The sequence below is a fragment of the Streptomyces sp. NBC_00086 genome (assembly GCF_026343255.1).
Lineage (GTDB): Bacteria > Actinomycetota > Actinomycetes > Streptomycetales > Streptomycetaceae > Streptomyces.
On sequence record NZ_JAPELZ010000001.1, the window covers coordinates 7,999,510 to 8,026,506 of the forward strand.

Genomic DNA, 26,997 nt, shown 5'->3' on the forward strand with positions numbered 1-26,997 from the left:
GCCCGGATCGGCGGCGAGGCCGCCTATGGGGGCCGGCTCAGCGGCGCACCGTCCCGGTCAGGGCCTCTGCCAGGGCCGCCGCGTAGGGATGGGGACGGCGGCGGCGCGGGGACAGCACCCCGATGTGCCGTGCGGGGGAGGGGGGTTCGACCGGTACGACGGTCACGCCGTCGGCACGCCGGTCGCGCTCGCCGCTCCCGCCCGGGCCCCCGCCCGCACCCCCGCCCGGCCCCCCGTCTCCGTCCGCGGACCCGTCCCCCGGCGGCAGGGCGACCCGGGGGATCAGCGCGACGCCGACGCCCGCCTCGACGAGGGAACGTGCGAAGAAGTAGTCCGTGGTGGAAGCCGCCACCCGGAGGGCGAAACCGGCCCGCTCCGCGTACCGGCGCAAGTACGCCTCGGTCTTGAGGCAGCCCAGCACCCAGCGGTCGGAAGCGAGTTCGGCCGGAGCGACCGACGCGCGCCCCGCGAACCGGTGCCCCGGGGGCAGGACCAGCGCCAGCGGGTCCTCCATCAGCGGCAGCCAGTCGAGCGCCGCGCCGGGGCGCAGCGGCAGCGGCCCGTCGAAGTGGTAGGTCAGCGCCAGATCGGCGGCGCCCGAGCGGACCAGGGGCACCGCCTCCTCCGGCTCGGCCTCCAGGACCGTCAGTTCCACCTCCGGATGCGCGGCCACGAACCCGGCGAGCGCGCCCGGCAGGAGCCGCCGGCCGCCGCTCACGAAGGTGGCGACCGTCAGCCGCGGCCGCTCGGCGGTGACCCGGTCGATCTCGTGGCGCACCCGGTCGAGCTCCGCTGACACCGCCTCCGCCGCCTCGACCAGCAGCCGGCCCGGCTCGGTGAGCGTGATCCCGCGGGTACTGCGGACGGCGACGGGGTGGCCGAGGCCGCGCTCCAGTGCCGCGATGTGCTGGGAGACGGCCGAAGGCGTCAGGAGCAGCGCCCCGGCGGCCTTGTTGAAGCTGCCGTGCTCGGCCACGGCACGCAGGATGCGCAGCCGCTGCACATCGATCATCAGTTTTCCTTACGACGAGAACAGTATTCCGGTAGTTCTGCTGGGGACGGTACAGCGGCAGAGTCCCGGACATGAAGAAGATCCTCGTCATCGGCGGAAGCCGCTACTTCGGAAAGCACCTGGTCACCCTGGAGCGGGACGCCGGGAACGAGGTGACCGTCCTCAACCGGGGCTCCACCGCCCCGCCCCGGGGCGTCGCCCACCTGATGGCCGACCGGGAGGACGAAGCGGGGCTCCGCGCGGCGCTGGGGGAGCGCAGCTTCGACGTGGTCTTCGACCAGGTCTGCTACACGCCCCGGCAGGCGGAGACCGCCCGCCGCGTCTTCGCCGGCCGCACCGGGCGGTACGTGATGACCTCGACGATGGAGGTCCACGACCCCGCGCCGCCCACCCCCGAGGCGCGCGCCTACGCCGAGGGCAAGCGGCGGGCCGAGGAGGTCCTGGGGGCGGAGCCCGCCTTCGGTCTCGCGGTCGTGCGCACCGCGCACGTACTCGGGGGCGGCCGGGCGGAGTTCACCGGCCGCCTCGCGCACTACGTCGAGCGGATCGGCGCCGGGATCCCGGTGGCCGTGCACGAAGCCCCGTACCCCACCTCCTTCATCCACCACCACGAGATCGCCCGCTTCCTGCACTGGGCGGGGGAGCAGGACTTCACCGGGCCGGTGAGCGCCGCCTCGCACGGGGAGCTCGACGTGCTCGGGCTGACCGCGGCCGTCGCCGAACGGGTCGGACGGGCGCCGCGCCTGCGGACCGTCGCGGCCGGGGGCGAGGCCTCGCCCTTCTCCTTCGACCGGGCCTACGCGATGGACAACGGCCGGGCCGCCGCGCTCGGCTTCCGCTTCGGGCGGCTCGCGGACTGGCTCCCCGAAGCCATCGCGGAGAGCGTTGCGGCGCTCCGCGCGGGCTAGAGCGCCCGGGGATCCGCGGGGAGTTGCGCGACGGCGCCCGTGCGGCCTTCCCCACCCTCGGGCGTGCACTGATCTGCCTGCGGTGGCTTGCGCCACACGGAGATGTGCTTCGCGGAGTCCTGGGTGAACGGCGCCCCGTCCCAGCCGGCGGCGCGGCGTTCGAGTTCGAGCCCGGCGATCCGTGCCATCAGGTCGAGCTCGGCCGGCCAGGCGTACCGGTGCCGGGAGTTTTCGCGGCGGTAGCGGGCGTCGTCGCCCTCGCCGTCGCCGTCTCGGGTGAAGTGGTGCGAGACGAGGATCTGTTCGACCAGGTCGAAGGTGTCGAAGCCGAGGTGCTCCTCGGACACGTCGAACGGCACCGCGGCCTGGCCGGGCGGCAGGCGCCGCAGCGACGGCACGCCCAGCTCGATGACGAACCGGCCGCCGGGCTTCAGGTGGCGTGCGGCGTTGCGGAAGCACTCGACCTGCTCGTCCTGCGTGAGCAGGTTCGTGATGGTGTTGTAGACGAGATAGACCAGGGTGAACTCGCCTGGTACGACGGTGGTCGCCATGTCACCGATGACGACCGGCAGCGTGTTCTCGTCGGTCTTGCGCCGCAGCACCGCCGCCATGTGCTCGGACAGTTCGATGCCCACCACCGGCACGCCGCGTTCCCGGAGCGGGACGCCCACGCGTCCGGTCCCGATGGCGAACTCCAGTGCCCGGCCGTCGCCGGCGAGCTCGGCGAGGAAGTCCAGGGTCGGTCCGAGGGCGGCGGCAGAGGACTTCTCGGCCTCCTCGGCGTCGTAGCGGTCGGCGGTCTCACGGGTCCACAGCTCACTGCTCGTCACGGGCGGCCACTTTGCCGGGGGACGGAGGACGCTGTCGACGCATTTACGGTCCGGAGGCCGGCCGCGGGGTGAGGCGACTGGCCCTGGGCGGCCACGGCACTAGCGGTCCCCGGACCGCCGCTCCAGTGGAGTTGCTACTGCCGAGTTGTTCACACTGAAAGTGACGCTTCCGGCACGGTAGCGGTCGTCGGACCACTCGATGGGGCGGCCCGTGCGGGTCGCGGAGACGTGCCGCTGGCGCAAAAGCGGGCTGCCGCGGCGGATTTCCAGCAGCCGGGCGTCCTCGCTGCCGGCGGGCAGGGCGTCGATGAGGTGCTCGCCGTAGTGGGCGACGATGCCCGAGTCGTTCGCCAGCCCGTCCATCACCGAGCGGCAGTCCTCGGGCATCGCTTCGACCGCCGCCGCGACCCAGTCGGCGTAGGCCGTCCGTTCGACCATCGTGGGCTCCCCGTCGAGCAGTCGGAGCCGCAGGACGGCGAGGATCTCCGTGCCGTCGGGCAGGGCCAGCCGCCCCGCTTCCTCGGCGGTGGCCGGGCGGCGGGTGCGCGACAGGAAGCGGCTCGCGGCCTGGTGGCCGACCCCCTCGGCCCACTGGGCGAAGCTGTTGAGCTCGCCGAAACTGTGCTTGCGCTCGTGGCGCAGGACGATCCGGCGGGCCCCCTGCCGGGAACCGATCAGCCCCTCGGCGGCGAGCGTCGCCACGGCCTGGCGGACGGTCCCGCGGGAGGCCGACCAGAGCGCCGCCAGATCGCTCTCCGAGGGCAGTTGGGCGCCCACCGGGTACTGGCCGGAGAGGATCGCCCGGCGCAGCGCCTCGGCGATCTCCAGATACCGCACCGTCCCCATGTCGTCCCCGTCCCCGTCCCGTCAGTGCCGTCGGCGTAGTCGGTCTTCGTCCTGCCCGCCAGCCTAGGCATGTGGGTGTTCGAAGATCATCATGCGGGTCCGCGGTCACGATCGGATCCGGCCAATCCCGGTCTTCGTCGAGACGTGCACCGCGCGACAGGCTCCGTTCACCGTCCGTACAGTGCCCCAGGGCGAACTGGAGCCAACTTGTTCAGACAAGTGAACCACCTGCCATGGATCCAGTCTCCGGGAGAGACCGTGCTCAGTTCCTCCGCCCGTCGCGGTGCGGCCGTCCTGCTCAGTGCCGCCGTGCTCACCACGCTCAGCGCGTGCGGCGCCGCACCCGACAACGCCGCCGGCTCCGCCGGTGGCGACGGCAAGAACAAGACCCAGCCCGGCGCCGCCACCTCGGTCGCCGACTTCGGCGGCCTGGAGGGCCTCGTCGCGGCCGCCGAGAAGGAGGGCGAGCTCAACGTCATCGCGCTGCCCGCCGACTGGGCGAACTACGGCGAGATCCAGAAGGCGTTCGCGGCCAAGTACCCCAAGGTCAAGATCAACGCCGAGAACCCGGACGCCTCCAGCGCCGACGAGATCGCCGCGGTCAAGTCCCGCAAGGGCCAGACCCGCGCCCCCGACGTCCTGGACCTCGGCATCGCCTTCGCGCGCAGCGGCGCCGCCGAGAACCTCTTCGCCCCGTACAAGGTCACCGCCTGGGACCAGATCCCCGCCGCCCAGAAGGACGCGGACGCCCGCTGGTACAACGACTACGGCGGCTACGTCTCCATCGGCTGCGACGCCGCCCGCATCCCGAACTGCCCGCAGTCCTTCGCCGACCTGGCCAAGCCCGAGTACAAGGGCAAGGTCGCCCTCAACGGCAACCCGACCAAGTCCGGCTCCGCCTTCGGCGGCGTCTACGCGGCGGCCCTCGCCAACAAGGGCTCCTTCGCGGACGTCCAGCCCGGCATCGACTTCTTCGGCCGGCTGAAGAAGAGCGGCAACTTCATCCCCGTCGAGTCCACCCCGGCCACCGTCGAGAAGGGCGAGACGCCCATCTCGATCGACTGGGACTACCTGAACGCCGGCTACGCCGAGCAGTTCAAGGGCAAGGGCGTCGACTGGAAGGTGGCCATCCCCACCGACGGCGTCTACGCCCAGTACTACTCGCAGGCCATCAACAAGGACGCCCCCCACCCGGCGGCCTCCCGCCTGTGGATGGAGTTCCTGTACAGCACCGAGGGCCAGAACCTGTGGCTCAAGGGCTTCGCCCGCCCCGTGCTGCTGCCCGCCATGACCCAGGCCGGCACCGTCGACAAGGAAGCCGTCACCAAGCTCCCGCAGGTCCAGGGCACCCCGTCCTTCCCGGCCTCCACCGAGCTGGACAAGGCCAAGGCCACCCTCGCCGAGAAGTGGGACAAGGCCCTCAGCTGATGTCCGCCTCCTCCACCCTCCCCCACTCGACGGGGACCGCCGGCGGCGGCACCACCCGCCGCCGGCGGCGCGGCCCGCGCACCTGGCTCGCCGCCCTCCCGCTCCTCGTCTTCACCGGACTGTGCTTCGGCGTCCCGCTGGGCGCCATCGCCTTCGGCGCGGTCACCCGTACGGACCCGGCGAGCGGCGCCACCGAAGCGACCGGCGAGCACCTGGCCCGCTCTCTCCAGGGGCCCTACCTCGGCTCGCTCATCGGCAGCGTCCAGCTCTCCGCCCTCACCGCACTCGTGGCCGGAGTGCTCGGCGTCCTCATCGCGCAGGCCGTCGTCACCTCCCCCTCCCGCGCCCTGCGCGGGGCGACGCTGACCGCCTCCGGCGTCCTCGCCAACTTCGGCGGGGTCCCGCTCGCCTTCGCGTTCATCGCCACCGTCGGAATCTCCGGGGTCGTCACCCAGCTCGCCGACCTGACCGGCCTCGGCTGGAACCTCTACTCCTTCACCGGCCTCACCGTGGTCTACCTCTACTTCCTGACCCCCCTCATGGTGCTGGTGACCGTCCCCGCGCTGGACGGACTGCGCCCGCAGTGGCGCGAGGCCGCCCAGAACAACGGGGCGAGCGGATGGCAGTTCTGGCGCCACGTCGGCCTGCCCGTCCTCGCGCCCTCCCTGCTCGGCGGGTTCGTGCTGCTCTTCGGCACGGCCTTCGCCGCGCACGCCACGGCCGCCGCCCTCGTCGGCGGCTCCGTCCCCCTGGTCACGCTCAAGATCGCGGACGCCCTGTCCGGGAACGTGCTGACCGGCCAGGAGAACGTGGCCCTGGCCCTCGGCCTCGACATGATCGTGATCGCCGGCCTGGTCATGGCGGTCTACCTGCCCCTCCAGCGACGGAGCGCCCGATGGCTGCGATGACCCCGACGCCCACCCCGAACGACGAGGCCTCCTCGAACGACGAGACCCCCTCGGCTGCCGGTCCGGCCGTCGCCGCCCGGCACGGGGACCGGGACCGGCAGGAACCCGCGGCCCGCACGCCGCGCCGGCTGCGCCCCCGCTCCCGGCCCCGGGTGTGGCGCGGAGCCGTCCTCGCGCTCGCGGGCGCGTACTTCGTCCTCCCGCTCCTCGCCTCCTTCGTGTTCACCGTGCACGTCCCCGGCCAGGGCATCAGCTTCGAGGCGTACACCCAGCTGCTCTCCGCCGAAGGGTTCACCGAGAGCCTGCTGCTCTCGCTGGGCCTCGCCGCCGCGACCATCGCCGCGTCGCTGCTCCTCGCCGTGCCCGCGCTGGTCGCCGTACGCATCGGCTCGCCGCGGCTGCGCCCGGTCGTGGAGGTGATGTGCATGATGCCGCTGGTCGTGCCGCCCATCGCCCTGGTCACCGGTATCACCACGGTGCTGCGCTGGGGTCCCGAACACCTCTCCAGGACCCCGCTCTACCAGACCTTCCTCGCGGTCCAGAACCCGGATTTCCCCGTCGTCCTGGTCCTCGCGTACACCGTGCTCGCTCTGCCCTTCGTCTACCGCTCCCTCGACGCGGGCCTGCGCGCCGTCGACGTCCCGACCCTGGTCGAGGCCGCCCGCAGCTGTGGCGCGAGCTGGCCGTACGTGGTCCTGCGCGTGATCCTGCCGAACCTGCGGGCAGCCCTCGCCGGAGCCGGATTCCTCACGCTGGCCCTGGTCCTCGGCGAGTTCACGATCGCCTCGCTGCTCGGCTTCCAGCCCTTCGCCGTGTGGATCGTGTCGATCTCCGGAGCGCACGCCCGCATGTCGGTGGCCGTCTCCGTCCTCAGCCTCCTCATCACCTGGCTGTTGCTGCTCCTCCTCTCCCGGGCCGGCACCACCCCCACCACCGTGTCCGCCGGGCCCTCGCGCGGCTCCGGAACCTCTCGCACCTCCCGCACCTCCCGCAGTTCTCGTACCTCCCGTACCTCCGGCAAGGAGTCCTGACCCGCATGTCCCTCACCCTTCCCGAGGCAAGGAAGTCCGCGGAAAGCGAAGCGGCCCGAGGCGGAGCGCGCGTCGAATTCCGCGGCCTGCGCCGGGCGTTCGGCTCCACCGTCGCCCTCGACGGACTCGACCTCACCATCGAGCCCGGCGAACTCGTCGCCCTGCTCGGCCCGTCGGGCTGCGGAAAGACCACCGCGCTGCGCGTCGTCGCCGGCTTCGAGCAGCCCGACTCCGGCGAAGTGCTCCTCGACGGAAAGGACATCACCCGGATTCCGGCCAACCGCCGCGACGCCGGCATGGTGTTCCAGTCGTACAGCCTCTTCCCGAACCTCAACGCGCGCGACAACGTGGCCTTCGGCCTGCGCGTGCGCAAGGTCGGAGCGGCCGCGCGCCGCGAGCGCGCCGCCGAACTCCTCGACCTCGTCGGCCTGCCCGACCACGGCGACCGCTACCCGCACCAGATGTCCGGCGGCCAGCAGCAGCGCGTCGCGCTCGCCCGCGCCCTCGCCCTGCGCCCCCGCGTCCTGCTGCTCGACGAGCCGCTCTCCGCGCTGGACGCGAAGGTACGGTCCAGCCTGCGCGAGGAGATCCGTCGGCTCCAGCTCTCCCTGGGCATCACCACCGTGTTCGTCACGCACGACCAGGAGGAGGCCCTGTCCATGGCCGACCGGGTCGCCGTGCTCAACGCGGGCCGCCTGGAGCAGTGCGCCGCCCCCGCCGAGCTGTACGAGCGGCCCGCGACCCCGTTCGTCGCCGAGTTCGTCGGCACCATGAACCGGCTCCCCGGACGGCTGTCCGGATCCGGGACGGTCGAAGTGGCCGGCTCCCGGCTGCCGGTGGACGGCCCGGTGCCTTCGACCCCGGACGTCGAGGTGCTCGTACGACCTGAGAACATCACGGTGACGGCGGCAGCCGAGGGCGCGGCCACCGTCGTATCGGCCTCGTTCTTCGGGTCGGTGACCCGGCTCCACCTGGATCTGCCCGACGGCATCCGGATCAAGGCCGACCTGCCCTCGCGGGAGGCAGGAGCCCTCGTACCGGGCGCGCGGGCAGCCGTGGGCCTGGCCGAACGCCCCGTCCTCGTCGTCGCCACCGCGGCCGCCACGGCCACCGCCTCAGCCCCAGGGGAAGCTTCATGACCGGACTCGCCGCCGTCCTCTTCGACATGGACGGCACCCTCGTCGACACCGAGGTCCTGTGGTGGCAGACCACCGCGGAGATCGCCGCCGGCCTGGGTTACGCCCTGACCGACGCCGACGCGCCCGAGGTGGTCGGCCGGGCGGTGGAGGACACCGCCGCTCACCTCGTACGGGTCGCCCGCGCGGGGGACGCCGAGGAGGTGGCGCGGGCCCTGACCGACAGCTTCTTCGGCCGGGTCGAGGAGGGTGCGCCGCTGCGGCCGGGCGCGCAGCGGCTGCTGACCGCCCTGGAGGCGGAAGGCCTGCCGTTCGCTCTGGTCAGCGCCTCGCCGCGGGTGGTCGTGGACTCGGTGGTGGGCGGCTCGCTGGCCCACGTCCCCTTCGCCTTCACCGTGTCCGCCGACGACACGTCCCTGACGAAGCCCCACCCGGACCCCTACCTGGCCGCCGCCGCCCGCCTGGGCGCGGAGCCGTGGAACTGCGTGGCGGTCGAGGACTCCCCGGACGGCGCCGCCTCCGCGGAGGCGGCCGGCTGCGGGGTCCTGGTGGTCCCGTCCCTGCTGGAGGTCCCCCCGTCGGCGGTACGCACCTTCGCGCCCTCCCTCACCGAGGTCACCCCGGACACCCTGCGGGCCTGCCTGGCGGTGGCGTCGAGGGTCTGACGGGGCGGGGTCACCCGGAGTCGCGGGACCGGCGGATCAAGCCGGACATCGCCGGTCCGGCTTGATCGGGCCCGGCCCGACCCCTGGAGGGCGTCAGGTCCCTTCAGGCCTCCAGGGGGTGCGGGTCCGCCAGGATGCGTTCGGCGAGACCGCCCCGTACGGACGCGGCCGGGGAACTCTCCGGCTTGCGGGCGGCCTGGTCACGGAAGCAGGCCAGGAACTCGTCCGCGAGGCCCTCACGGGGGTACCGGGCCAGTACCTCCGCCCGGAACGCGGCGGTGAAGTCGTCCGCGTTCCGCCCGGAGATGTCCGTGCCGGTGGCCCGCTCCAGCAGATGGCCCTCCGGGTCCTCCCGCACGTCCACCGCGTCCCACATGTGCCGCACGATGACCTCGTGCAGCCGCTGCCGGCGCTCCACCGGCCAGCCGGCCCCGGCGCCGAACACCCAGGCCACGTGCCCGCCGGCCTCGTCGAAGGCGACGGTGTGGCTGTCGAACTCCGGGGCCAGCCCGATGTCGTGGAGCAGCGCGGCCACGTACAGCAGCTCGGCATCGTGCTCGATGCCCCGGTCCGCGGCGTACTTGGAGGCCCACAGGTAGGACCGCACCGAGTGGTTCAGCAGGGCCGGGGTGCAGTAGGCGGTGGCCACTTCGAGCGCGGCGGCGCAGGCGGCGGTGCCGGGGGCGGCGGGTACGGTCAGTGCTTCGCGGGACGTTTCGATGGTCATGATCCGGAGTATGCCGACCAACCTCGGTCGATCGACATCCATTTCGATCACTGAGACCCGAACCGCTCCGGCCACAGCACTAGACGGTGAGGTCGAGCAGGCTCAGGATTCCGTCCGCGTAGGCGGCCGATTCCGAGCCCGGGCGACGGGTCGCCGTGTCGCGCAGTCCGGGCAGGCCGGAGCGGATGTGCGCGGCGCACTGGCCGTACAGGCCGGCCTCGTGCGAGGAACCGTCGTCCTCGGAGCCCAGGAGGCGCAGCAGCGCCCACAGCAGGGCCTCGCGCGTCGACTGCCGGGGCGGCCCGGCGAACCAGACGGCCATCAGGACCCCGCACACCGCAGGTGCGGGCGGCCGCAGCACTCCGGTGTGGAAGGCGTGGCCCTCCAAGGCGCGGAACGCGGCCGGGTGTCCCTCGGCCGCGTCCCACAGGGTGTCCGCGAGGTGGCCGAGATGCCCCGCCGGGCGACCGCAGCCGCATTCGATGGAGTTCCAGTCGTGCCGGGCGATCTCCCGGGCCACCGCGTCGGGCACCAGCGGGCTGGTGCGGGGCTGCTTTTCCGTCGTTCTCACGGGAGAAGTATGGGATCAGGCCGGTGGCCCGTCCAGAGCGGCCCGCCCGAAGGGGACCCCGAGGTCAGCCCGCGTGCCCCTGGCAGCCGCAGCCCTTCGCCGCGGCGCGCGGCAGGCCCTCGGTGAACTCGCTCTGGGAGAACACCGCCAGGACCGTGGCCGGCTCGGCGCCGTGGTTGACCAGGGTGATCTCCTTCCCGGCCGGCAGCATCGCGAAGGTGCCCGGGGTCACCGTCTTGGCGCCACATCCGCAGGAGGCCTCCACCGCCCCGGCCACGCCCGTCAGCAGCAGCTCGGACGCCCCGTGCGCGTGCGCCGGGACCGTCCCGCCGGCCGGCACCTGGATCCGGACCGCCGCGAGCTCGCGGAAGGGACCGCCCTCGGGGTCGAGGCGCAGCGCCGGGCCGCCGGTGGTGGTGTCGGGAGTGGTGTCGATGGTCATGCCGAACATGGATGGTTCCTCTACGCGTTGGTGCGCGGCCCCGCCGTGCGGGCCGGGCCACGGCCACCGGTCCTTCCGGTCACGTTTCGAATTTAGACGACGCTCATCATCTCAATACCGGGCGGAACGTCCCGACCTCCCGGGCCTTTCGGCTCGCCCGGGCCGGGTCATGACAGGCTGGCCCCGTGAACGAGGCACCGCGCGACCCAGCACCCAGGACACCGCTCTACCTGAGGGTCGCCGGAGACCTGCGGACCGCCATCACCGCGGGCGAGTACGGGTCCGGCGCGCGACTGCCCGCCGAGGACGAGCTCGCCCGCCGCTACGGCGTCTCCAGGGGTACGGTGCGCCAGGCCCTCGCCGCCCTGCGCACCGACGGGCTCATCACCTCGCGGCGCGGCACCCGCCGGGTCGTCCTCGGAGGCGGCGCGGGGGAGGCCGGGGGAGTCGCGGAGCTCCGTAGCTTCACCCGGTGGGCCCGCTCGCTCGGCGAGGAGCCCGGAGGGCGGACCGTAACCGTGGACCGGGGCGAGGCCGACGCCGAGGAGTCGGAGCGGCTGCGGATCGACGCGGGAGCCCCCGTGTACCGCGTGCTGAGGCTGCGCACCCTGTCCGGGGCCCCCGTGATGATGGAGCGCACGACGTACCCGGAGCCGGTCGGCGCCCTGGTCGCCGGCATGCCGCCGGACACGGTCTCCTACTCCGAGCAACTCGCCCGGCACGGAGTCCTCTTCGCCGATGCCCACCACACCATCGACATCGCGGCGGCCGACGCGGACGACGCACGGCTGCTGGGCTGCCCGGAGGGCGAGGCCCTGCTGCGCGAACGGCGCCGCTCCACCGACCCGGCGGGGGTTCCGGTGGAGTGGTCGCAGGACCGGTACCTGCCGGGAACGGTGGCCTTCACCGTGCACACCTCGGCCGCCAGCGCGCTGGGCCGGCTGCTCGGCACCTGACCGGACCGTGCTCCGCCCTTGATCAGCTCGCGATCAGGAGCCCCTCCAGCAGCGGCCGGAAGTGGTCGAAGTCCGGGGTGGCCAGTTCGGGGTCCTTGGCCTGCTCGTCCCAGCGCCGCACGGCCACCGCGTCGGCCGCCCCCGGCAGCGCCTCGAACGCCCGCGCCTGCTCGGCGGTCATCGGGCCGCCCTGGACCCGCAGCGTGTGCACGGAAGCCTCCGACAGCAGGTCGAAGTAGCCGGGCTCGGCCGTGCACAGGTAGCGCTTGGCGGCCACGTGCAGCCGGACCGGCTCGGTCACCTCCGGCCCGAACCACCGGGCCAGCCAGTCGGCCCCGGTGTGGCTGTGCCGGTTGTCCTGCCCGCCCTCCATCAGGTCGCGGCCGGTCACGGTTCCGTGGAAGTGCCCGATGTCGTGCAGCAGCGCGGCCGCCACCAGGTGGGCGGGGGCCCCGGCCGCCTCGGCGAGGGCCCCGGCCTGGAGCATGTGCCCGGCCTGGGTGACGGCCTCGCCGAAGTACTCGGCGCTGCCCTCGCCCTCGAAGAGGCGGGCCAGCGCGTCGATGGCGCCGGCCCCGGGGAGGTCGCGAGGGACGGCGGTGTCGTGGGCTTTCACGCGCAGGCTCCTTCGCGGCGCAGGACGGCGAGGGTGGAGAGCAGCCCGTCGAGATCGGCGTACGTCCCCTGGAGGTGGCGTCCGCCCGATTCGGCGAAGGCGGTACGGGCGTGCAGCAGGCGGGTGTTGTCGAAGACCACGCAGTCACCGGGCGCGAGCCGGAAGTCGAGCCGCAGCTCGGGCCGCTCCAGCAGCTCGCCGAAGAGGCGGTAGGCGGCGTAGAACTCCTCCAGCACGGACGCGGGCTGGTGCAGCGTGGAGATGGAGCGGTTGTTGAAGCGGACCTCGCGGATCCGCCCGAGCGGGTCCACGCCGATCAGCGGCCGGTGGGCGCGCAGTTCGCAGTGGGCGTCGGCGAAGGCGAACTCCACCGGCACCCGGGTCAGCACCTCGAAGGCCTCCGGTTCCCGCTCGCGCAGCAGCGCCGCGGCGTGGAAGCCGTCCACCAGACCGGAGTCGCCGCCCCGGGCCTCGTTGCGCAGGCAGTGCAGTAGCTGGAGGGTCGGTACGGGATCCCGGTAGGGGTTGTCGGTGTGCGGGGTGATCAGCGCACCGGTGAAGGCCAGGTTGTTGGGGTCGGCCTCCACGCGGACCTCGAAGAGCTCCCCGTAGTTCGTCTCGCGGACGAAACCGAAGGTGCGGGCCACGTCCAGCACCATCCGGTCCCGGCACGGGACCTCCCGCAGGAGGGCGAAGCCCAGCCGGACCACGCTGTCGAGGACCTGCCCGCGGACCTCGCGCGAGCCGATGTACGCGTCCCAGCCGGCCTGTGGGATCCGCCCGTCCAGGTCCGCCGCGGCCCACAGCTTCTTGTCCGCCTCGGTCCGCCCGTCCCCGGCCGTGCGGTACGCCGGTCCGTCCGGGGCGTGGGCGTCGAGCCACCGGGCCGGGTACACGGAGCGGTGGCCGTCCGGCCGCCACACCACCTCCCAGCCGGGCCCGCCGTCGGGGGCGGGCGCCTCGCGCACGGCGCCGACGGCCAGGCCGGCGGGCAGCTCGGTGATCTGGAACAGCTTCTGGCCGGTGCGCGGGTCACGGCACTCGGCACAGGGGCAGTTGTCGCGCAGCCAGGGCGCGGGCGGGCGGGTGATCGCCGGTACGGACATCGTGGCTCCTGCCAAGCTCGGGAAAGTTGTATATACAACTCTGAGGTGCCCGCAGCGTGGCAGGGAGAGGTGACCTGGAGATGGCGCACAGGTGACCGGAACCGGATCGGGGCGGCGGCCGTCTGAGACCGGGGCTGACAGGCCCTGGGGGGCTGCCCGCGGACCAATGCGCCGCGGGCTGATGAGCGGGGAGCGTGGGGGAGACGGTGCGGGCGGCAAGGGTGAGGGCGGCGAACGTGGGGACAGCAAGCGTGCCGGCGGTGAGCGTGCGGACGGGAAGCGTGCGGACGGCGAGCGTGCGGGCGGCCGCGTGGATCAGGCGAAGGGCGGGACTCCTGCTGTTCGCGCTGCTCGCGACCCAGTTGGGGTCCCTCGTCAGCCCGGCCTACGCCTGCGGCTGCGGGGCCATGGTCCCCGACGGCAGCTCCCGGTTCGGAGTCTCCCGGGAAGCCTCCGTGGTCCGCTGGGACGGCCGGACCGAGCAGGTGGCGATGCGGTTCACGGTCGGGGGCGATGCCAAACGGGCCGCCTGGATCATGCCGGTCCCGGGGCGGGCCACGGTGCGCCTCGGCGACGGCGGGCTGTTCTCGCAGCTGGTGGACCTGACCGGACCCGAGTACCGCACCCGCACCTACTTCTGGCCCCGCCGCGGTGACTGGCCCCTCGACTCCGGCCGGGGAGACACGGCCGGGGCCGCGCCGCCCGGCAGCGGTGAGCCGCGGGTCGGCGTCGTCGGCCGGGAGCAGCTCGGCGACTTCGACGTGGCCCGCCTGACCGCCACCGACCCCGGGGCGCTGGGGGACTGGCTGGAGGCCAACGGCTTCGTGCTCCCCGACCGCCTCTCCGCCGAGCTGGAGCCGTACGTGGACCAGCGCTGGGAGTACGTCGCCGTACGGCTCGCCCCCCGCGAGCCGGGTGCCACCCTGCGCGGCACCCTGGACCCGCTCCTGATCCGCTTCGAGAGCGACCGGCTCGTCTACCCGATGCGGCTGTCGCGGCTGGCCGCCACCGCCCAGTCCCTGGGCCTGTACGTCCTGGCGGAGCACCGCATGGAACCCGTCTCCGCGATCGGCGGCAACGCGCCCGAGGTGACCTTCGCCGGGCGGATCACCCCGACGGGACCGGTCGCCGCGTTCGCGGGCGCGGAGCCGGTGTTCCTGACGGCCATCGACCAGAGCTTCCCGGTCCCGTCCCGGATCGACGGCGACCACGAACTGCGCGCCGCCGCCGCGGACGCCCCGTACCGCAGGGTCGAGTACACCGACGAGCTGCTCACGGCCGGCGGCGTACCGGTCTGGATCCTCGCGTTCGGGGGCGCGCTCGCGGTGGCCGCCCTGGCGGCCGTCCTGACCGCGCTGCGGCTGCGACGCGGCCGGACGGCCACCGTGCCGGGGAGTCCGCACGTGTAACCGGCGCGGCTCCTGCCGTCAGCGGGCGGCGGATTCCGCTTCCGCCGGCCGCCGCCGGGTGCGCGCACGCTCCGCGCCCCGCCCGGCCTCCCGGGCCAGCGCCGGGGCGCAGAGCCACCAGGCGACCAGCCCGGCCCCCGCTCCCGCCACCGCCCCGGCGGCGGTGTCGCTGAGCCAGTGCGCGTGCAGCCAGGTGCGGCTCCACATCATCGCCAGCGTGAACACCGCGCCGCCGATCCACCACGCCCGGCGCCGGGCCGCCGGGACGAGGAGCGCGCCGACGATGACGACCAGGAGCGCCGCACTGGCAGCGTGCCCGGAGGGGAAGGATCCGTGGTCGACCCGGACCAGCGGATTCTCCGGGCGCGGCCGGTCCACCAGGTGCTTGAGGCTCTGCACGACGAGCATGTTTCCGGCCATGTAGACGAGGAAGAGGAACCCTGCCGACACCCACCGTCGGCGGACGAGCAGGAAGAGCAGCAGGGCGAGCGGGACGACGGCGCCCACCGGGCCCCCGAACCAGTTCAGCAGCGTGGCGACCACGGAGGGGAACCCCTCGTGCGGTCCGCCCATCCAGGTCAGCCAGCGGTCGTCGAGGCCCTGGAAGGGCGGCCGTGCGACGTCCCTGCGGACGACGAGCGCGAGCGCGGCGGCGGATCCGAGCAGCGCGATTCCGAGGGTGAGGAGGCCGGTGCTCCTGCTGCCCGGGTCCGTCGCGGACGCGGCTGCGCCGGCTTCGAGGGGTGGGTCGACGGGGATCGTGGACATGGCTGTGCTGCCTCTCGCGGCGGGTGGAAAAAGAGGGGGAACGAGGGGAATGAGGGGAACGCGGGGAAGGGGTGGCGCGTGCAGGAGGTGTGGCTGGTCGAGGTGTGGCCACATCTCGTGCTTACACGTGTAATCAGGGAATGTAGCCATGCCTTTCCCGCACCACAACCCCCGCGCGACCGGCAGCCCTGCCGTCCGGCTCAGTTCCGCCCGCCGGCCCCCGGCCGGATGATCGTGATTCCGGGCCCCGGCGCCGTGCCCATCGCCGCCAGCGCGGCCGGCGCCCCGTCCAGCGGGATCGTGGAGGTGACCAGCAGGTCCGGCCGCAGTGCCCCGGAGCGGACCAGTTCCATCATCGGCGGGTAGGCGTGCGCGGCCATCCCGTGGCTGCCGAGGATCTCCAGCTCCCACCCGATGACCCGCTCCATCGGCAGCGCCGCGGCCCCCCGCGCCGCGGGCAGCAGCCCGACCTGTACGTGCCGACCGCGCCGGCGCAGCCCGGACACCGACGCCGCCGCCGTGGCCGCGGAGCCGAGTGCGTCGAGCGACAGGTGCGCACCGCCGCGCGTGTGCTCCCGTACGGCCTCGGCGGCGTCGCCCCGCCCCGGATCCACGCAGTGCGCGGCCCCGAAGGCCCGCGCCAGCTCCAGCGCCGCCGGCGCGGTGTCCACGGCCACCACCCGGGCCCCCGCCGCCACCGCGATCATCACGGCCGACAGCCCCACCCCGCCGCAGCCGTGTACGGCGACCCACTCGCCCGGCGCCACCCGCCCCTGCGCGACGACGGCCCGGAAGGCCGTCGCGAACCGGCAGCCGAGCCCGGCCGCGGTGTCGTACGAGAGCTCCTCGGGCACGGCCACCAGATTGACGTCGGCGTGCTCCAGCGCCACGTACTCGGCGAAGGACCCCCAGTGCGTGAACCCCGGCTGCGTCTGCCGGGCGCACACCTGGTGCTGCCCGGCGGCGCATTCGGCGCAGCTTCCGCACGCGCACACGAAGGGCACCGTGACCCGGTCCCCGGCGCGCCAGTTGGCGACTCCCGAGCCCACCGCCTCGACCACACCGGCCAGTTCGTGGCCGGGCACGTGCGGGAGCGTGATGTCCGGGTCGTGGCCCATCCACCCGTGCCAGTCGCTGCGGCACAGCCCGGTCGCCTCAACCCGTACGACCACCCCATCGGCGGCAGGCACCGGATCGGACACGTCCCGCACCTCGCCGGGCTCCCCGTACCGCTCGAACACCACCGCGCGCACGCCGACCGCCTCCAGTCGCCTGATCTGCCGGAACCGGCCCGAGCCGTCCGACCCGGGCTCTCTTGTCGGCCCCGGGCCCGGATGCGAAGCTGCCGGGACGACCACCACACACCATCAGGGGGACCCCATGAACCGCAAGACGACCCGCAAGCGCGCGACGGCCGCCGCCGTGTCCGTCCTGCTCGCCCTCACCGTCACCGCCCTCGGCGCGAGCGCGTCGGCGCACGCGGCCGCGGGCGACAAGAAGGTCGAGGTCATCAAGTAGCGCCGAAAGCGGCCGGACCGGCTCCCGGGAGGTCTCCTACACTGGCGGGCATGGTAAGCCGCATCAGTGAGCTGGTCATCGACTGTGCCGACCCCGAGCGCCTCGCCGCGTTCTGGAGCGAGGCCCTCGGCTACGTGGAGCTGGGCCGGGAGGACGACGGAAGCATCGAGATCGGGCCGCCCGGCGCCGGTTTCGGAGGTCCGCAGCCCACCCTCGTCCTCAGCCCGAACAGCGACCCGCGGCGGGGGAAGCTCCGCCTGCACATCGACGTCAACCCCGTCGACCGCGACCAGGACGCCGAGCTGGAGCGCCTGCTCGCCCTCGGCGCCCGGCCGGTCGACATCGGTCAGACCGGCGCCGAGAGCTGGCACACCCTGGCCGACCCGGAAGGCAATGAGTTCTGCCTCCTGCGCACCCGCCTGCAGCCCCTCTGAGCCGTACACGCACGGCCCACGGCCCTGCGCCCCCGGCTCGGTGGGGCCCGTCGGCTTCGGACAGGCCTAGGAAGGCTTGACGGAGGACCAGGCGGTGACGGTCACCTTGCCGTCGCAGAAGGCGAACACGCCGTCGTCCATGGCGATCTGGTGCTTCCCGGCGCCGAGTACGCCGATGACCACGGTCGGGTAGCTGTCCGGGGTCGCGCCGGACGTGCAGTAGCCGTCCGCCTCGCCCTGGACCTGCACGAACGTGAGCTTCGTCCACGCGCGGGCGCCCGGGGCCAGCACCACGTCGGCGGCGTCGGGGCCGGTGTGGGTGGTGGCCAGCGGCTTGTTCTTCTCCGGCGAGCCGTTGCCCGCCGCCGCGACCGTCGGGTACCCGTACACCTTGCAGGGGGACGCGGAGGCGTTGGTGACGGAGACGATGGCGGCCCCGGTCCCCGTGCCGGGCGGGCGGACGTCGGCCTGGTGCCCCTCGGAGACCTTGATGTCGTCGACCGTGCAGGGCTTCTTCGTCGCGCCGCCGGAGGGGGAGGCCGAGGGGGACGCGCCGCCCGTGGAGCCGCCGCTCGCGCCGCTGCTGGTCGTTCCGCCCTTGTCGCCGCCGGTGGCCGTGGGCTCGGCCGGCCGCGAGCTCGCGGTCGGCGTCGACGGGCCGCCGGCCCCGACGTCGCCGTCGCCGGTCGGCGTGCAGCCCGTCATCAGGGCTGCGGCCGCCAGGGCCGTCGCCAGAGCCGCCGCGGTCCGGCCGATGCCTGCTGTGTACTGCATTGGGTGCTCCCCGAGGTTCACGACCGGTCCCGCACCGGCACTCGCGTGCAGGAACACGTTCCCTGACCCGAGCAGGTTCCCGCTGCACGCCGCTGTGGCGGTTCCGTGACGCGCCCATGACGAACGGCCCGACACCCCGCCCCGCGACAGGCGGAACGATCCGGAGCCGCGCCCGTCACAGGATCGGCCGGAGCCCGGTTCCCAACCCGCGACGAAGGGTGCGGAGCCGACCTCGGCCGGCGAGCCCCTCGACACCGATATGCGGCTGCCGTCCTCATCTGCCCCGGCGCAGGGCCAGCTCCGCCAGGGCTTCCGGGGCGCCCGGCTGGTCGCGGATGCCGGGGAAGGCGTTGACGTCCACGATCAGGGGGGAGCCGTCGGCCGTGGCGATGATGTCCACGCCGTAGACGTCCAGGGAGTAGACCTCGCCGACCCGGCGGGTCAGATCGGCCCAGCCCTCCGGGAGCCGGGGCAGCGGCAGCGTCGGGCCGCGGCCCCGCGCGGAGAGTTCCGAACGGCGCAGGGCCGCGAAGACGCGGTCGCCGATCGCCCAGAGCTTGTGGTCCCAGCCGCTGTTCGGGGCGAAGTCCTGGACCACCACCGGCTCGTCGGGCCAGTCGAGCGCCAGCTTCCCGAGGTGCGCGGCGTCGTCGACCCGGGCCACGAGGTCCGCGCGGCGGCTGTGGCGGCTCTTGACGACCACGGGGGAGATCAGCGGCGCCCCGGCCGCCCAGGACGCGAGCGCGCCGACGGTACGGGTTCCCGCGAACGGCAGCCCGGCCCGGACCGCCAGTTCCGCCATCAGGGTGCGGTCCTGGCAGAGCGTGGTCGCCGCGGCCGAGTTGACCACCGGAGCCCCGAGCCGCTCCAGCCGCCGGGCCAGTTCCAGTCCGGGCGGGGTGTGCGCCTTGAGGAGGTACGCATCGGCCGGCGCCCCGGCCGCCGCGTCCGGCGCGCCGGGATCCAGCAGCTCCACCCCGTGGCCGGCGGCCCGTAGGAGGCCTGCCGCCGCCGAGAGCAGCGGATGCCCGGGGTTGTCCGTGATCAGGCCGATCCTCATGCGGACCCTCCCGCGGGGGCGGCCGGGGTGACGGCCGCGACGGCACCGGCGGGCGTGGCCGCTGTGGCCCCGGTGGCCTGGAGGGGGATGGACACGGCCTGCCCGGACCAGCCGGGGAGCTCGGCCCCCACTCCGGAGCCGGGCCGCGATCCGGCGCCCCGGGCGAGGCCCAGTACCGCGCGGGCCACCCGGGCCGCCGCGTCGGGGACCTGACGGAAGCTCGGGAAGTCGTTCACGTCCACCACCACCGGCCCGTCGGGGCCCAGCAGCACGTCCACCCCGTACAGGTCGAGCCCGTACACCTCCCCGACCCGCGCGCCGATCTCCGCGATCTCGGCGGACAGCGGGACGAGGCGCTCCGGGACGGAGGCGTCCGGATGCAGGGGAGAGCGGCGCTCGGTGGCGAAGAGCTCCCCGCCGACCGCGTACACCTTGAGGTCGGTGCCCGAGTTCGGCACGTACGGCTGCGCGACGAGCATGCCCTCGCCCGCCAGTTCGGGGAGCATCGCGGCCAGCCGCTCCGGCGAGGAGACCAGGTGCACGGCCCGTCCGGAGCTGCCGTCGGCGGGTTTGACGACCAGCGGGTACTGCGACGCCGGTATCTCGGCCAGCAGTTCCGGCCGGGCCGCCGCGTAGGTCGGCGGCAGCGGCAGCCCCCGGCCGCGCCCGATGGCGGCGGCCAGCGCCTTGTCCCGTACGCCCCGGATCGCCCGGGCGTCGTTGACGGTGGTCGCACCGGCCGCCGCGGCGGCTTCGAGCAGGGTCAGCCCCGGCCCACCGGACACCGTCTTGAGGACCCAGGCGTCATGGGCGCCGGCGTCCACCGCCTCGCTCATCCGCAGCAGCGAACCCCCGGGCCGCAGCACCTCCACCCGGTGACCCCAGGCCTTCAGTTGCCGGACCACCTCGTTCGGCATGCCGTCGTGGCGGTAGTGCTCTTCCACCAGGAAGCAGAGCCTCATGGACCTTCCCCATTTTTCCCGGACGTCCGCCGATCCCGTCCGGCGAGTTGTGACGTCACAGGATGTCATGGGCTGCAATGTGATGATCGGTCCGTGTACGCCGCGACTGGCAACGGCGCCTCCGGGACGGGCTTCTCCGTCCGGACGCGGTCCCGGCGCCGTCCCCTCGTCGTCCTCTCGCCGTCCTCGCGCGGTCCTCTCGCGGTCCTCCGCCGGGATTCGGGCGGGGTGCGGCGAGGGGTGCGGGCGGGGTGCGGGTGGGGCGGACGGCGAGGCTCGCCGGATTTTCCTTCCATCCAAAGCGCTACAGAAGGACCTTTACCGCTCGCGGTTGAGTGGAAAACTTGTCAGAGGCTGCCCAAAACGATCAGTAACTCTCCTATAGTGATGCCTCGTTGCCAGGAACCTTCTCCTCCATTTACGCCCGGTATGAGGCTTTGATTGATGACGGCGTCGCCCTCCCCCCTTCGCCCCTCCGCGCTGGCCCTGCTGATCACCGCAGTCGCCGGTGGCGCGCTCACCACGGCGGCGGTGGCCGCGGCCCCGTCGTCCATCGCCACCGCCCTCGGCTGGTTCGCCGGCGCGGGCGTCCTGCTGCTCGCGGTCGCGGCCTTCGCGGTGACCTGGTGCGCACGCACCTCCCGGACGCAGCGCGGCCGCATCTCCGGCCTGAGCGCCGAACTGGTCGCCCGTGACGGTCACATCGCCCGGCTGATCGCCGACGCGACCCGTGACGCGGCCGCGCGCACGGCCGAACGCTCCCGCCTCACCGCCGAACACGCCGCCGTGCTGGATCGGCTGACGGGCGACCACGCCGCCGCGCTGGAACACCTGTCGAGCGCGCACTCCGCCGAACTCGACGGACTGGCCGCCGCCCAGAACGCCTCCCGCGAGCGGCTCGGCGGCGAGCTGCGCCGTGCCGAGTCCGGCCGGGCAGCCGCCATGGCCGCGGCCGCCAACGCCGCCGGCCGGATGCAGGCCCTGGCCACGGGAATGCTCGCCGACCTGCGCGACATGGAGCACCGGCACGCCGACGAGGACGTCCTCGGCGACCTGCTCCACCTCGACCACCGCACCGCCCAGGCCGGCCGCCTCGCCGACTCCATCGCCGTACTGACCGGAGCCCGTTCGGGCCGCCGCTGGGCGAAGCCGATCGTCATGGAGTCCATCCTGCGCGGCGCGATGGGCCGCATCGGCGGCTACCAGCGGGTCAGGCTGCACTCCACCAGCGACGCCGCCGTCGCCGGGCACGCGGCCGAGGGCGTCATGCACGCCCTCGCCGAACTCCTGGACAACGCGGCCAACTTCTCCCCGCCGACCGCCGAGGTCCACGTCTACGTGGAGGAGGTGCCGTCCGGGATCGTCATCACCGTCGAGGACAGCGGCCTCGTCATGAGCGAGGTCCAGCTGCGCCGCGCCGAACAAGCCGTGACCGCCGCCTCCCTGGACCTGGCCGGGCTGTCCGGCACCCGGCTCGGCCTCGCCGTCGTCGGCCGGCTCGCCCGCAAGCACGGACTGACCGTCTCCTTCCGGCCCTCCGCCCGAGGCGGTACGGGCGCGCTGATGATGCTCCCGCAGGAGCTCATCAGCCGCACCCCCGCCGAAGCCCCCGCCGCGCCGCTCGCGGTCCCCGCGCAGGCGTCCGCCCGGGTCGCGCCGGAGGCGGCGGCAGCGTCCGAAGTCCCCGCCGCGGCCGAGCCCGAGCCCGAGGCCGTGCACGACACCGCCGCCGGTCGGGACGACACCGTCCGCGCGCAGGACCGTACGGCCGTGGACCGCGGGACCGCGGTCCCCGGCGCAGCGGACACCGGCGTCGACTCCGAATCCACCGGCGAGCACCCGCACTTCGGCGACAGCGGCCTGCCCCAGCGCCGCCGCGGCCGGACCCTGGCGGCGGCCCACCCCGAGGGCACGGACGGCGCGGCCACCGAGGCCCGTACGTCCTCGGCCCCGGACGCGGCCTCCGCGCCCGGCGGGGCGTCCCGGTCGGCCGCGCGGTTCGGCAGCTTCCGCCAGGCCGTCCGCGGCGGCGCCGCGGCACCGGGCGGCGGAGCAGCCTCAGGCGAAGCCGGCGCCCCCGGCGACGAGCAGCAGCCCGCGCACACCACAGACCCGGAAGGCAACACGCGATCATGACCGGCTTCACCACCGACGAGACGCTCAACTGGCTCCTCGAAGGCCTCCTGGAGCGCACACCGGGCGCCCGCCACGCCCTCGTGCTCTCCCGCGACGGCCTCAAGCTGTGCCGCACGCCCGAGCTCTCCGTCGACCAGGCCGACCAGCTCGCCGCGATCGCCGCCGGCATCCAGAGCCTGTCCCACGGGGCGTCCATCGAGTTCGGCGACGGAACCGGCGGAGTCCGCTCGGCCATGGCCGAGTTCTACGGCGGGATCCTGTTCATCGTCGAGGCCGGCGAGGGGGCGCACCTCGCGCTCGTCGCGAACGAGGACGCCGACGCCGGACTCGTCGGCCACAACATGTCCGAACTGGTCGAGCAGCTCGGCGAACACCTCATCGCCAGGCCCCGGGGATGAGCCGCCCCCGGCCGGGCCGGGACGACTCGCCAGACCGGCTCTACACCCTCACCGGTGGCCGCAGCCGCTCCGGATCCGACGTCTTCGACCTGGTCACCCTGGTCGTCACCGAAAGCGATCCGGTGCCCGGCATGCAGTCCGAGCACGCGGCGATCCTGCGGATGTGCCAGTTCCCGACGGCCGTCGTGGAGATCGCCGCCGAGCTCGCCCTACCGGTGTCGATCGTACGGATCCTGCTGGCCGACCTGCTCGCCACCGGACGGATCCGCGCCCGCCACCCGCGTACGGCGAACTCGGCGTACAGCTTTACCGACCCCGACATCCTGGAGCAGGTGCTCGTTGGACTCCGCAATCTCTGACGCGACGATCCCCGACGCCGCGTCGCCGGCCGGCGCAGTGCCCCTCGGGGCCGAACCGCTCCGGCCCCGCCAGGCACTGCGCAGCACGGCCGACAACGGGCTGAAGATCGTCATCGTGGGCGGTTTCGGCGTCGGCAAGACCACGATGGTCCGCTCGGTCAGCGAGATCCGCCCGCTGAACACCGAAGAGACCATGACCAAGGCCGGCGAGGCCGTGGACGACACCCAGGGGATCGCCGGGAAGAGCGCCACCACCGTGGCCTTCGACTTCGGGCGCATCACCCTCGACGCCCGCAACGTGCTCTACCTGTTCGGCGCCCCCGGCCAGGAGCGGTTCTGGTTCCTGTGGGACCGGCTCTTCTCCGGCACCCTCGGCGCCGTCGTCCTCGTCGACACCCGGCGCCTGGCGGACTCCTGGTACGCCATCGACCGGCTCGAACACCACGGCACGCCCTTCGTCGTGGCCTGCAACGACTTCGGCGGCCCCGAGCACACCCCGGAGCAGATCCGTGCCGCCCTCGACCTGCCGGACCACATCCCGCTGGTGTTCTGCGACGCCCGCTCCCGGGAGTCCAGCAAGCAGGTCCTGATCTCCCTCGTCCAGCACCTCCAGACGGCCGCGCTGTCGCACGCCCGGCCGAGCCTCCAGCCGAGCCCCCTGTCCCAGACCCCGGAGCCCACCCCGTGACCTGCCCCGCCGCCCCCGAGCACCAGCCCGTCTACCTCGGCGGCCCCCGGTTCCAGACCGACCCCGGCGAGCTCTACCGGGAGATGCGCCGCGACCACGGCGCCGTCGCCCCGGTCGTCCTCGACGGAGACGTACCGGCCTGGCTGGTCCTCGGCTACCGCGAGCTGCACCAGGTCACCAGCGACCCCGTGCTCTTCTCCCGGGACTCCGAGCTGTGGAACCAGTGGGACCGGATCCCCGCCGACTGGCCGCTGCTCCCGATGATCGGCCGCCGCCAGCCGTCGATCCTCTACACCGTCGGCGAACGCCACCGCGAGCGGGCCGCCGTCATCTCCGAGGCCCTCGAAGCCGTCGACCCCTTCGAACTCAAGGGGCACGCCGAGCGGTTCGCCGACGAGCTGATCGACGAACTGTGCGGCAAGGGCTCCTGCGACATCGTCGGCGAGTACGCCATGCTGCTGCCGCTGCGCGTCCTCGCCCGCCTCTACGGATTCTCCGACGAGCAGGGCCCCGGACTCGTCCGCGCCATGAACGACATGATCAACGGGCGGGAGGGCGCCCTGGAGGGCCAGCAGCACCTCGCCGAGTCGATGTTCGCGCTGCTCTCCGCCAAACTCGCCGAGCCCGGCGCCGACGTGGTCTCCCGGATGCTCGCCAACCGCTCCGGCTTCACCGTCGAAGAGGTCGCCCAGGACCTCATGGTCATGATGGCCGCGGGCCACCAGCCCACCGCCGACTGGATCGGCAACTCCCTGCGCCTCATGCTCACCGACGACCGCTTCGCCGCCTCCCTCGCGGGCGGCCGGCACAGCGTCGGCGAGGCCATGAACGAGGTGCTGTGGGAGGACACCCCCACCCAGAACGTGGCCGGCCGCTGGACCTCCCGCGACACCCACCTGGGCGGACAGCGCATCGCCGGCGGCGACCTCGTCCTGCTCGGCATCGGCGCCGCCAACGCGGACCCGCACGTGCGCACCGACGCCGGGGAACTGACCGGCGGCAACAACGCCTTCTTCTCCTTCGGGCACGGTGAACACCGCTGCCCCTTCCCCGCCCAGGAGGTCGCCGAGGTCATCGCGCGCACCGGCATCGAGGTGCTCCTCGACCGGCTGCCCGACGTGGACCTCGCCGTGCCCGCCGGGGACCTGGCGCGCCGCCCCTCGCCCTGGCTGCGCGGCCTCACCGCCCTGCCCGTCACCTACACCCCGACCCCCGCCCTTGGAGCCACCCGATGACGTGCCCGATCGACCACTCCGGCCCCGCGGCCATCGTCCTGGACCCCTTCGTCGCCGACCTCGACGCCGAGAGCGCCGCGCTGCGCGCCGCCGGACCGCTGGTCCAGGTGGTCCTCCCCGGTGACGTGGCCGTCTACGCGGTCACGCACCACGCCGAGGCCCGCAAGCTGCTCACCGACCCCCGGATCGTCAAGGACATCGACGTGTGGGGCGCCTGGCAGCGCGGCGAGATCCCGATGGACTGGCCGCTGATCGGCCTCGCCAACCCCGGCCGCTCGATGCTCACCGTCGACGGCGAGGACCACCGCCGGCTGCGCACCCTGGTCGCGCAGGCGCTGACCGTACGCCGGGTGGAGAAGCTGCGCGCCGGGATCGAGGCCCTGACCACCGGCATGCTGGACAAGCTGGCCGGGCTGCCGGCCGGCGAGACGGTGGACCTCAAGGCGCAGTTCGCGTACCCGCTGCCGATGAACGTCATCAGCGACCTGATGGGCGTCGACGCCGAGGAACACCCGCGGCTGAAGGCCCTGTTCGAGAAGTTCTTCTCCACGCAGACGCTGCCCGAGGAGGTGCCGCAGATGATGGCGGACCTCGGCGCGCTGTTCTCCCGCATCGTCGAGTCCAAGCGCGAGAACCCGGGCGACGACCTCACCAGCGCCCTCATCGAGGCCTCGGAGGACGGCGACCACCTCACCACCGAGGAGATCACCAACACCCTCCAGCTGATCGTCGCCGCCGGCCACGAGACCACCATCAGCCTGATCGTCAACGCGGTCGTCGCCCTGGAGACCCACCCGGAGCAGCGCGCCCTCGTCCTCAAGGGCGAGGTCTCCTGGGAGAACGTCATCGAGGAGACCCTGCGCTGGTCCAGCCCCACCTCGCACGTCCTGATCCGCTTCGCCACCGAGGACGTGGAGGTCGGTGACCGGATCCTGCCCAAGGGCGAGGGCCTGATCGTCTCCTTCGGCGCGCTCGGCCGCGACGAGGCCCAGTTCGGCGAGACGGCGGGCGAGTTCGACGCCACCCGCACCCCGAACCGGCACATCTCCTTCGGCCACGGCCCGCACGTCTGCCCCGGCGCGGCCCTCTCCCGCCTGGAGGCCCTGGTGGCCCTCCCGGCCCTCTACGCCCGCTTCCCGGACCTCACCCTGGCGGTCCCCCCGACCGAACTCCGCAACAAGCCGATCCTCACCCAGAACGACCTCTTCGACCTCCCGGTCCGCCTGGCCTGAGCTCCGCTGCCCCGCCCCCTCGGCCCACGGGGGGCGGGGCGGCGCATTTAATCGGATGTGCTTACGGGGCGCGGTTGTTAGGTTCGCCGTGTGCCGAAGCTGAATCAGATCATCGCAGTCGAAAAGGGCGTCAAGTCCAAGGCCCTCCAGGAGCTCACGCAGGCTCACCAGGACGTGCAGAAGCCCGCCCTGCTGGCCGGCATCTCCCGGACCTACCAGCCCAAGGACGAGGAGGGCGAGCAGCTCCCGCCCGAGTCCACCCGGGTCCAGATCAAGGCCGAGGACGCCCTGCGGGCGACCGCCTCGACGCTCACCCGGCTCTTCGACGTGACCGCGACGAAGGACTGGGCGAACCGGTCCGCGGTCGCGGACGTGGTGGTCGACGGTACGGTCCTGCTGCCCCAGGTGCCCGTCCCGTACCTGCTGTTCCTGGAGAAGCAGCTCACCGACCTGCACACCTTCGTGCGCAAACTGCCGGTGCTCGACGCCTCCGAGTCGTGGAACCTGGACCCCTCGACGGACGCGTGGAAGACGGACCCGGTGCGGACCATCCGCACGAAGAAGGTCCCGCGCAACCACGTGAAGGCCGAGGCCACGGAGAAGCACCCGGCGCAGGTCGAGGTGTACTACGAGGACGTGGCGGTCGGTTACTGGACCACCGTGAAGTTCTCCGGCGCGCTGCCCGCCCGGCGGGTCAACGAGCTCCTCGACCGGGTCGAGAAGCTCCAGCAGTCCGTGAAGTTCGCCCGCGAGGAGGCGAACAACACCGAGGTCACCGACCAGCGCATCGGCGACGCGGTATTCGGCTACCTCTTCCGGTAGCCCCACATTCGCCCCCCGTC

Annotated in this window: 29 protein-coding genes and 1 pseudogene; 17 read left to right on the forward strand and 13 right to left on the reverse strand. The window is 73.5% G+C overall.

The window, feature by feature from the left end; all coding sequences use genetic code 11:
• Positions 1-37: 37 nt before the first annotated feature.
• On the reverse strand, positions 38-1,012 hold the full coding sequence (locus OG276_RS36115; RefSeq protein ID WP_266912080.1) for a LysR family transcriptional regulator: 975 nt from the start codon (positions 1,010-1,012) through the stop codon (positions 38-40).
• A gap of 71 nt (positions 1,013-1,083) precedes the next feature.
• Between OG276_RS36115 and OG276_RS36120 the strand changes: the two genes are divergently transcribed.
• Positions 1,084-1,920, forward strand: a complete 837-nt coding sequence (locus OG276_RS36120; protein ID WP_266912082.1) for an NAD-dependent epimerase/dehydratase family protein — start codon at positions 1,084-1,086, stop codon at positions 1,918-1,920.
• Positions 1,921-2,003: 83 nt separating this feature from the next.
• Here OG276_RS36120 and OG276_RS36125 read toward each other — a convergent pair.
• Both OG276_RS36125 and OG276_RS36130 read right to left on the reverse strand, forming a co-directional pair.
• Positions 2,004-2,750, reverse strand: a pseudogene (locus tag OG276_RS36125) (class I SAM-dependent methyltransferase); the annotation flags it as partial.
• Between the two features lie 99 nt (positions 2,751-2,849).
• Positions 2,850-3,596 (reverse strand): GntR family transcriptional regulator, encoded by a 747-nt coding sequence (locus OG276_RS36130; protein WP_266912086.1) that lies wholly within the window; start codon positions 3,594-3,596, stop codon positions 2,850-2,852.
• Positions 3,597-3,890: 294 nt separating this feature from the next.
• On the opposite strand from OG276_RS36130, the gene OG276_RS36135 reads away from it, so the two are divergent.
• The 5 genes from OG276_RS36135 to OG276_RS36155 are packed head-to-tail and all read left to right on the forward strand — an operon-like array spanning position 3,891 to position 8,764.
• Positions 3,891-5,024 carry an ABC transporter substrate-binding protein gene (locus OG276_RS36135; RefSeq protein ID WP_266913410.1) on the forward strand — a complete coding sequence of 378 codons (1,134 nt, stop codon included), beginning with the start codon at positions 3,891-3,893 and terminating at the stop codon, positions 5,022-5,024.
• A complete protein-coding gene (locus OG276_RS36140) occupies positions 5,024-5,932 on the forward strand; it encodes an ABC transporter permease subunit (RefSeq protein WP_266912088.1) in 909 nt (302 codons plus the stop codon). Before OG276_RS36135 ends, OG276_RS36140 begins: the two co-directional genes overlap by 1 nt.
• Positions 5,920-6,963: an ABC transporter permease gene (locus OG276_RS36145; RefSeq protein ID WP_266912090.1), complete on the forward strand. Its 1,044-nt coding sequence runs from the start codon at positions 5,920-5,922 to the stop codon at positions 6,961-6,963. Before OG276_RS36140 ends, OG276_RS36145 begins: the two co-directional genes overlap by 13 nt.
• 5 nt (positions 6,964-6,968) lie before the next feature.
• The gene (locus tag OG276_RS36150) at positions 6,969-8,102 is read left to right on the forward strand and encodes an ABC transporter ATP-binding protein (protein ID WP_266912092.1); all 1,134 of its coding nucleotides are present in this window, start codon (positions 6,969-6,971) and stop codon (positions 8,100-8,102) included.
• Positions 8,099-8,764 (forward strand): HAD family phosphatase, encoded by a 666-nt coding sequence (locus tag OG276_RS36155; RefSeq protein WP_266912094.1) that lies wholly within the window; start codon positions 8,099-8,101, stop codon positions 8,762-8,764. The genes OG276_RS36150 and OG276_RS36155 overlap by 4 nt, the downstream gene beginning before the upstream one ends.
• Before the next feature lie 103 nt (positions 8,765-8,867).
• On the opposite strand, the gene OG276_RS36160 is transcribed toward OG276_RS36155, so the two are convergent.
• The 3 genes from OG276_RS36160 to OG276_RS36170 all read right to left on the reverse strand — a co-directional run bounded on the left by OG276_RS36160 (position 8,868) and on the right by OG276_RS36170 (position 10,513).
• Positions 8,868-9,491, reverse strand: a complete 624-nt coding sequence (locus OG276_RS36160; protein WP_266912096.1) for an HD domain-containing protein — start codon at positions 9,489-9,491, stop codon at positions 8,868-8,870.
• Between the two features lie 79 nt (positions 9,492-9,570).
• Positions 9,571-10,062, reverse strand: a complete 492-nt coding sequence (locus OG276_RS36165; RefSeq protein WP_266912098.1) for a hypothetical protein — start codon at positions 10,060-10,062, stop codon at positions 9,571-9,573.
• A 64-nt stretch (positions 10,063-10,126) separates the two neighbouring features.
• Entirely contained in the window at positions 10,127-10,513 is a 387-nt protein-coding gene (locus OG276_RS36170; protein WP_266912100.1) for a cupin domain-containing protein, read from the reverse strand.
• A gap of 176 nt (positions 10,514-10,689) precedes the next feature.
• Between OG276_RS36170 and OG276_RS36175 the strand changes: the two genes are divergently transcribed.
• Complete coding sequence (locus OG276_RS36175; protein ID WP_266912102.1) at positions 10,690-11,460, forward strand: GntR family transcriptional regulator; 771 nt, start codon at positions 10,690-10,692, stop codon at positions 11,458-11,460.
• 22 nt (positions 11,461-11,482) lie between these two features.
• On the opposite strand, the gene OG276_RS36180 is transcribed toward OG276_RS36175, so the two are convergent.
• Together OG276_RS36180 and OG276_RS36185 are read right to left on the reverse strand one after the other, a co-directional pair.
• Positions 11,483-12,076: a phosphonate degradation HD-domain oxygenase gene (locus OG276_RS36180; RefSeq protein WP_266912104.1), complete on the reverse strand. Its 594-nt coding sequence runs from the start codon at positions 12,074-12,076 to the stop codon at positions 11,483-11,485.
• Positions 12,073-13,182, reverse strand: coding sequence for a TauD/TfdA family dioxygenase (locus tag OG276_RS36185; RefSeq protein ID WP_266912106.1), 1,110 nt, complete (start codon positions 13,180-13,182; stop codon positions 12,073-12,075). The genes OG276_RS36180 and OG276_RS36185 overlap by 4 nt, the downstream gene beginning before the upstream one ends.
• A 335-nt stretch (positions 13,183-13,517) precedes the next feature.
• On the opposite strand from OG276_RS36185, the gene OG276_RS36190 reads away from it, so the two are divergent.
• Entirely contained in the window at positions 13,518-14,591 is a 1,074-nt protein-coding gene (locus OG276_RS36190) for a DUF2330 domain-containing protein (protein WP_266913412.1), read from the forward strand.
• Between the two features lie 18 nt (positions 14,592-14,609).
• On the opposite strand, the gene OG276_RS36195 is transcribed toward OG276_RS36190, so the two are convergent.
• Together OG276_RS36195 and OG276_RS36200 are read right to left on the reverse strand one after the other, a co-directional pair.
• Positions 14,610-15,359, reverse strand: coding sequence for a phosphatase PAP2 family protein (locus OG276_RS36195; protein WP_266912108.1), 750 nt, complete (start codon positions 15,357-15,359; stop codon positions 14,610-14,612).
• A gap of 200 nt (positions 15,360-15,559) precedes the next feature.
• Positions 15,560-16,612, reverse strand: coding sequence for a zinc-dependent alcohol dehydrogenase family protein (locus OG276_RS36200; protein ID WP_266912110.1), 1,053 nt, complete (start codon positions 16,610-16,612; stop codon positions 15,560-15,562).
• 127 nt (positions 16,613-16,739) lie between these two features.
• On the opposite strand from OG276_RS36200, the gene OG276_RS36205 reads away from it, so the two are divergent.
• Both OG276_RS36205 and OG276_RS36210 read left to right on the forward strand, forming a co-directional pair.
• On the forward strand, positions 16,740-16,877 hold the full coding sequence (locus tag OG276_RS36205) for a hypothetical protein (RefSeq protein ID WP_266912112.1): 138 nt from the start codon (positions 16,740-16,742) through the stop codon (positions 16,875-16,877).
• Positions 16,878-16,927: 50 nt separating this feature from the next.
• Positions 16,928-17,311, forward strand: a complete 384-nt coding sequence (locus tag OG276_RS36210; protein ID WP_266912114.1) for a VOC family protein — start codon at positions 16,928-16,930, stop codon at positions 17,309-17,311.
• 66 nt (positions 17,312-17,377) lie between these two features.
• Here OG276_RS36210 and OG276_RS36215 read toward each other — a convergent pair whose 3' ends face one another.
• The 3 genes from OG276_RS36215 to OG276_RS36225 all read right to left on the reverse strand — a co-directional run bounded on the left by OG276_RS36215 (position 17,378) and on the right by OG276_RS36225 (position 20,107).
• Positions 17,378-18,085: a DUF4232 domain-containing protein gene (locus OG276_RS36215; RefSeq protein WP_266912116.1), complete on the reverse strand. Its 708-nt coding sequence runs from the start codon at positions 18,083-18,085 to the stop codon at positions 17,378-17,380.
• A gap of 274 nt (positions 18,086-18,359) precedes the next feature.
• On the reverse strand, positions 18,360-19,145 hold the full coding sequence (locus OG276_RS36220; RefSeq protein ID WP_266912118.1) for a RimK family alpha-L-glutamate ligase: 786 nt from the start codon (positions 19,143-19,145) through the stop codon (positions 18,360-18,362).
• Positions 19,142-20,107: a RimK family alpha-L-glutamate ligase gene (locus OG276_RS36225; RefSeq protein ID WP_266912120.1), complete on the reverse strand. Its 966-nt coding sequence runs from the start codon at positions 20,105-20,107 to the stop codon at positions 19,142-19,144. The genes OG276_RS36220 and OG276_RS36225 overlap by 4 nt, the downstream gene beginning before the upstream one ends.
• A gap of 444 nt (positions 20,108-20,551) precedes the next feature.
• Here OG276_RS36225 and OG276_RS36230 point away from each other — a divergent pair, with 444 nt between their 5' ends.
• The 7 genes from OG276_RS36230 (at position 20,552) to OG276_RS36260 (ending at position 26,977) form a co-directional block, all read left to right on the forward strand.
• Positions 20,552-22,243 carry a sensor histidine kinase KdpD gene (locus OG276_RS36230; RefSeq protein WP_266912122.1) on the forward strand — a complete coding sequence of 564 codons (1,692 nt, stop codon included), beginning with the start codon at positions 20,552-20,554 and terminating at the stop codon, positions 22,241-22,243.
• The gene (locus tag OG276_RS36235) at positions 22,240-22,641 is read left to right on the forward strand and encodes a roadblock/LC7 domain-containing protein (RefSeq protein WP_112451677.1); all 402 of its coding nucleotides are present in this window, start codon (positions 22,240-22,242) and stop codon (positions 22,639-22,641) included. The genes OG276_RS36230 and OG276_RS36235 overlap by 4 nt, the downstream gene beginning before the upstream one ends.
• Positions 22,638-23,000 carry a DUF742 domain-containing protein gene (locus OG276_RS36240; RefSeq protein WP_266912125.1) on the forward strand — a complete coding sequence of 121 codons (363 nt, stop codon included), beginning with the start codon at positions 22,638-22,640 and terminating at the stop codon, positions 22,998-23,000. Before OG276_RS36235 ends, OG276_RS36240 begins: the two co-directional genes overlap by 4 nt.
• A gap of 37 nt (positions 23,001-23,037) precedes the next feature.
• Entirely contained in the window at positions 23,038-23,688 is a 651-nt protein-coding gene (locus OG276_RS36245; protein ID WP_266913414.1) for an ATP/GTP-binding protein, read from the forward strand.
• On the forward strand, positions 23,685-24,923 hold the full coding sequence (locus OG276_RS36250; protein ID WP_266912127.1) for a cytochrome P450: 1,239 nt from the start codon (positions 23,685-23,687) through the stop codon (positions 24,921-24,923). Before OG276_RS36245 ends, OG276_RS36250 begins: the two co-directional genes overlap by 4 nt.
• On the forward strand, positions 24,920-26,155 hold the full coding sequence (locus tag OG276_RS36255) for a cytochrome P450 (RefSeq protein WP_266912129.1): 1,236 nt from the start codon (positions 24,920-24,922) through the stop codon (positions 26,153-26,155). Before OG276_RS36250 ends, OG276_RS36255 begins: the two co-directional genes overlap by 4 nt.
• A 90-nt stretch (positions 26,156-26,245) precedes the next feature.
• On the forward strand, positions 26,246-26,977 hold the full coding sequence (locus OG276_RS36260; protein ID WP_266912131.1) for a hypothetical protein: 732 nt from the start codon (positions 26,246-26,248) through the stop codon (positions 26,975-26,977).
• The last annotated feature ends 20 nt before the right edge of the window (positions 26,978-26,997 follow it).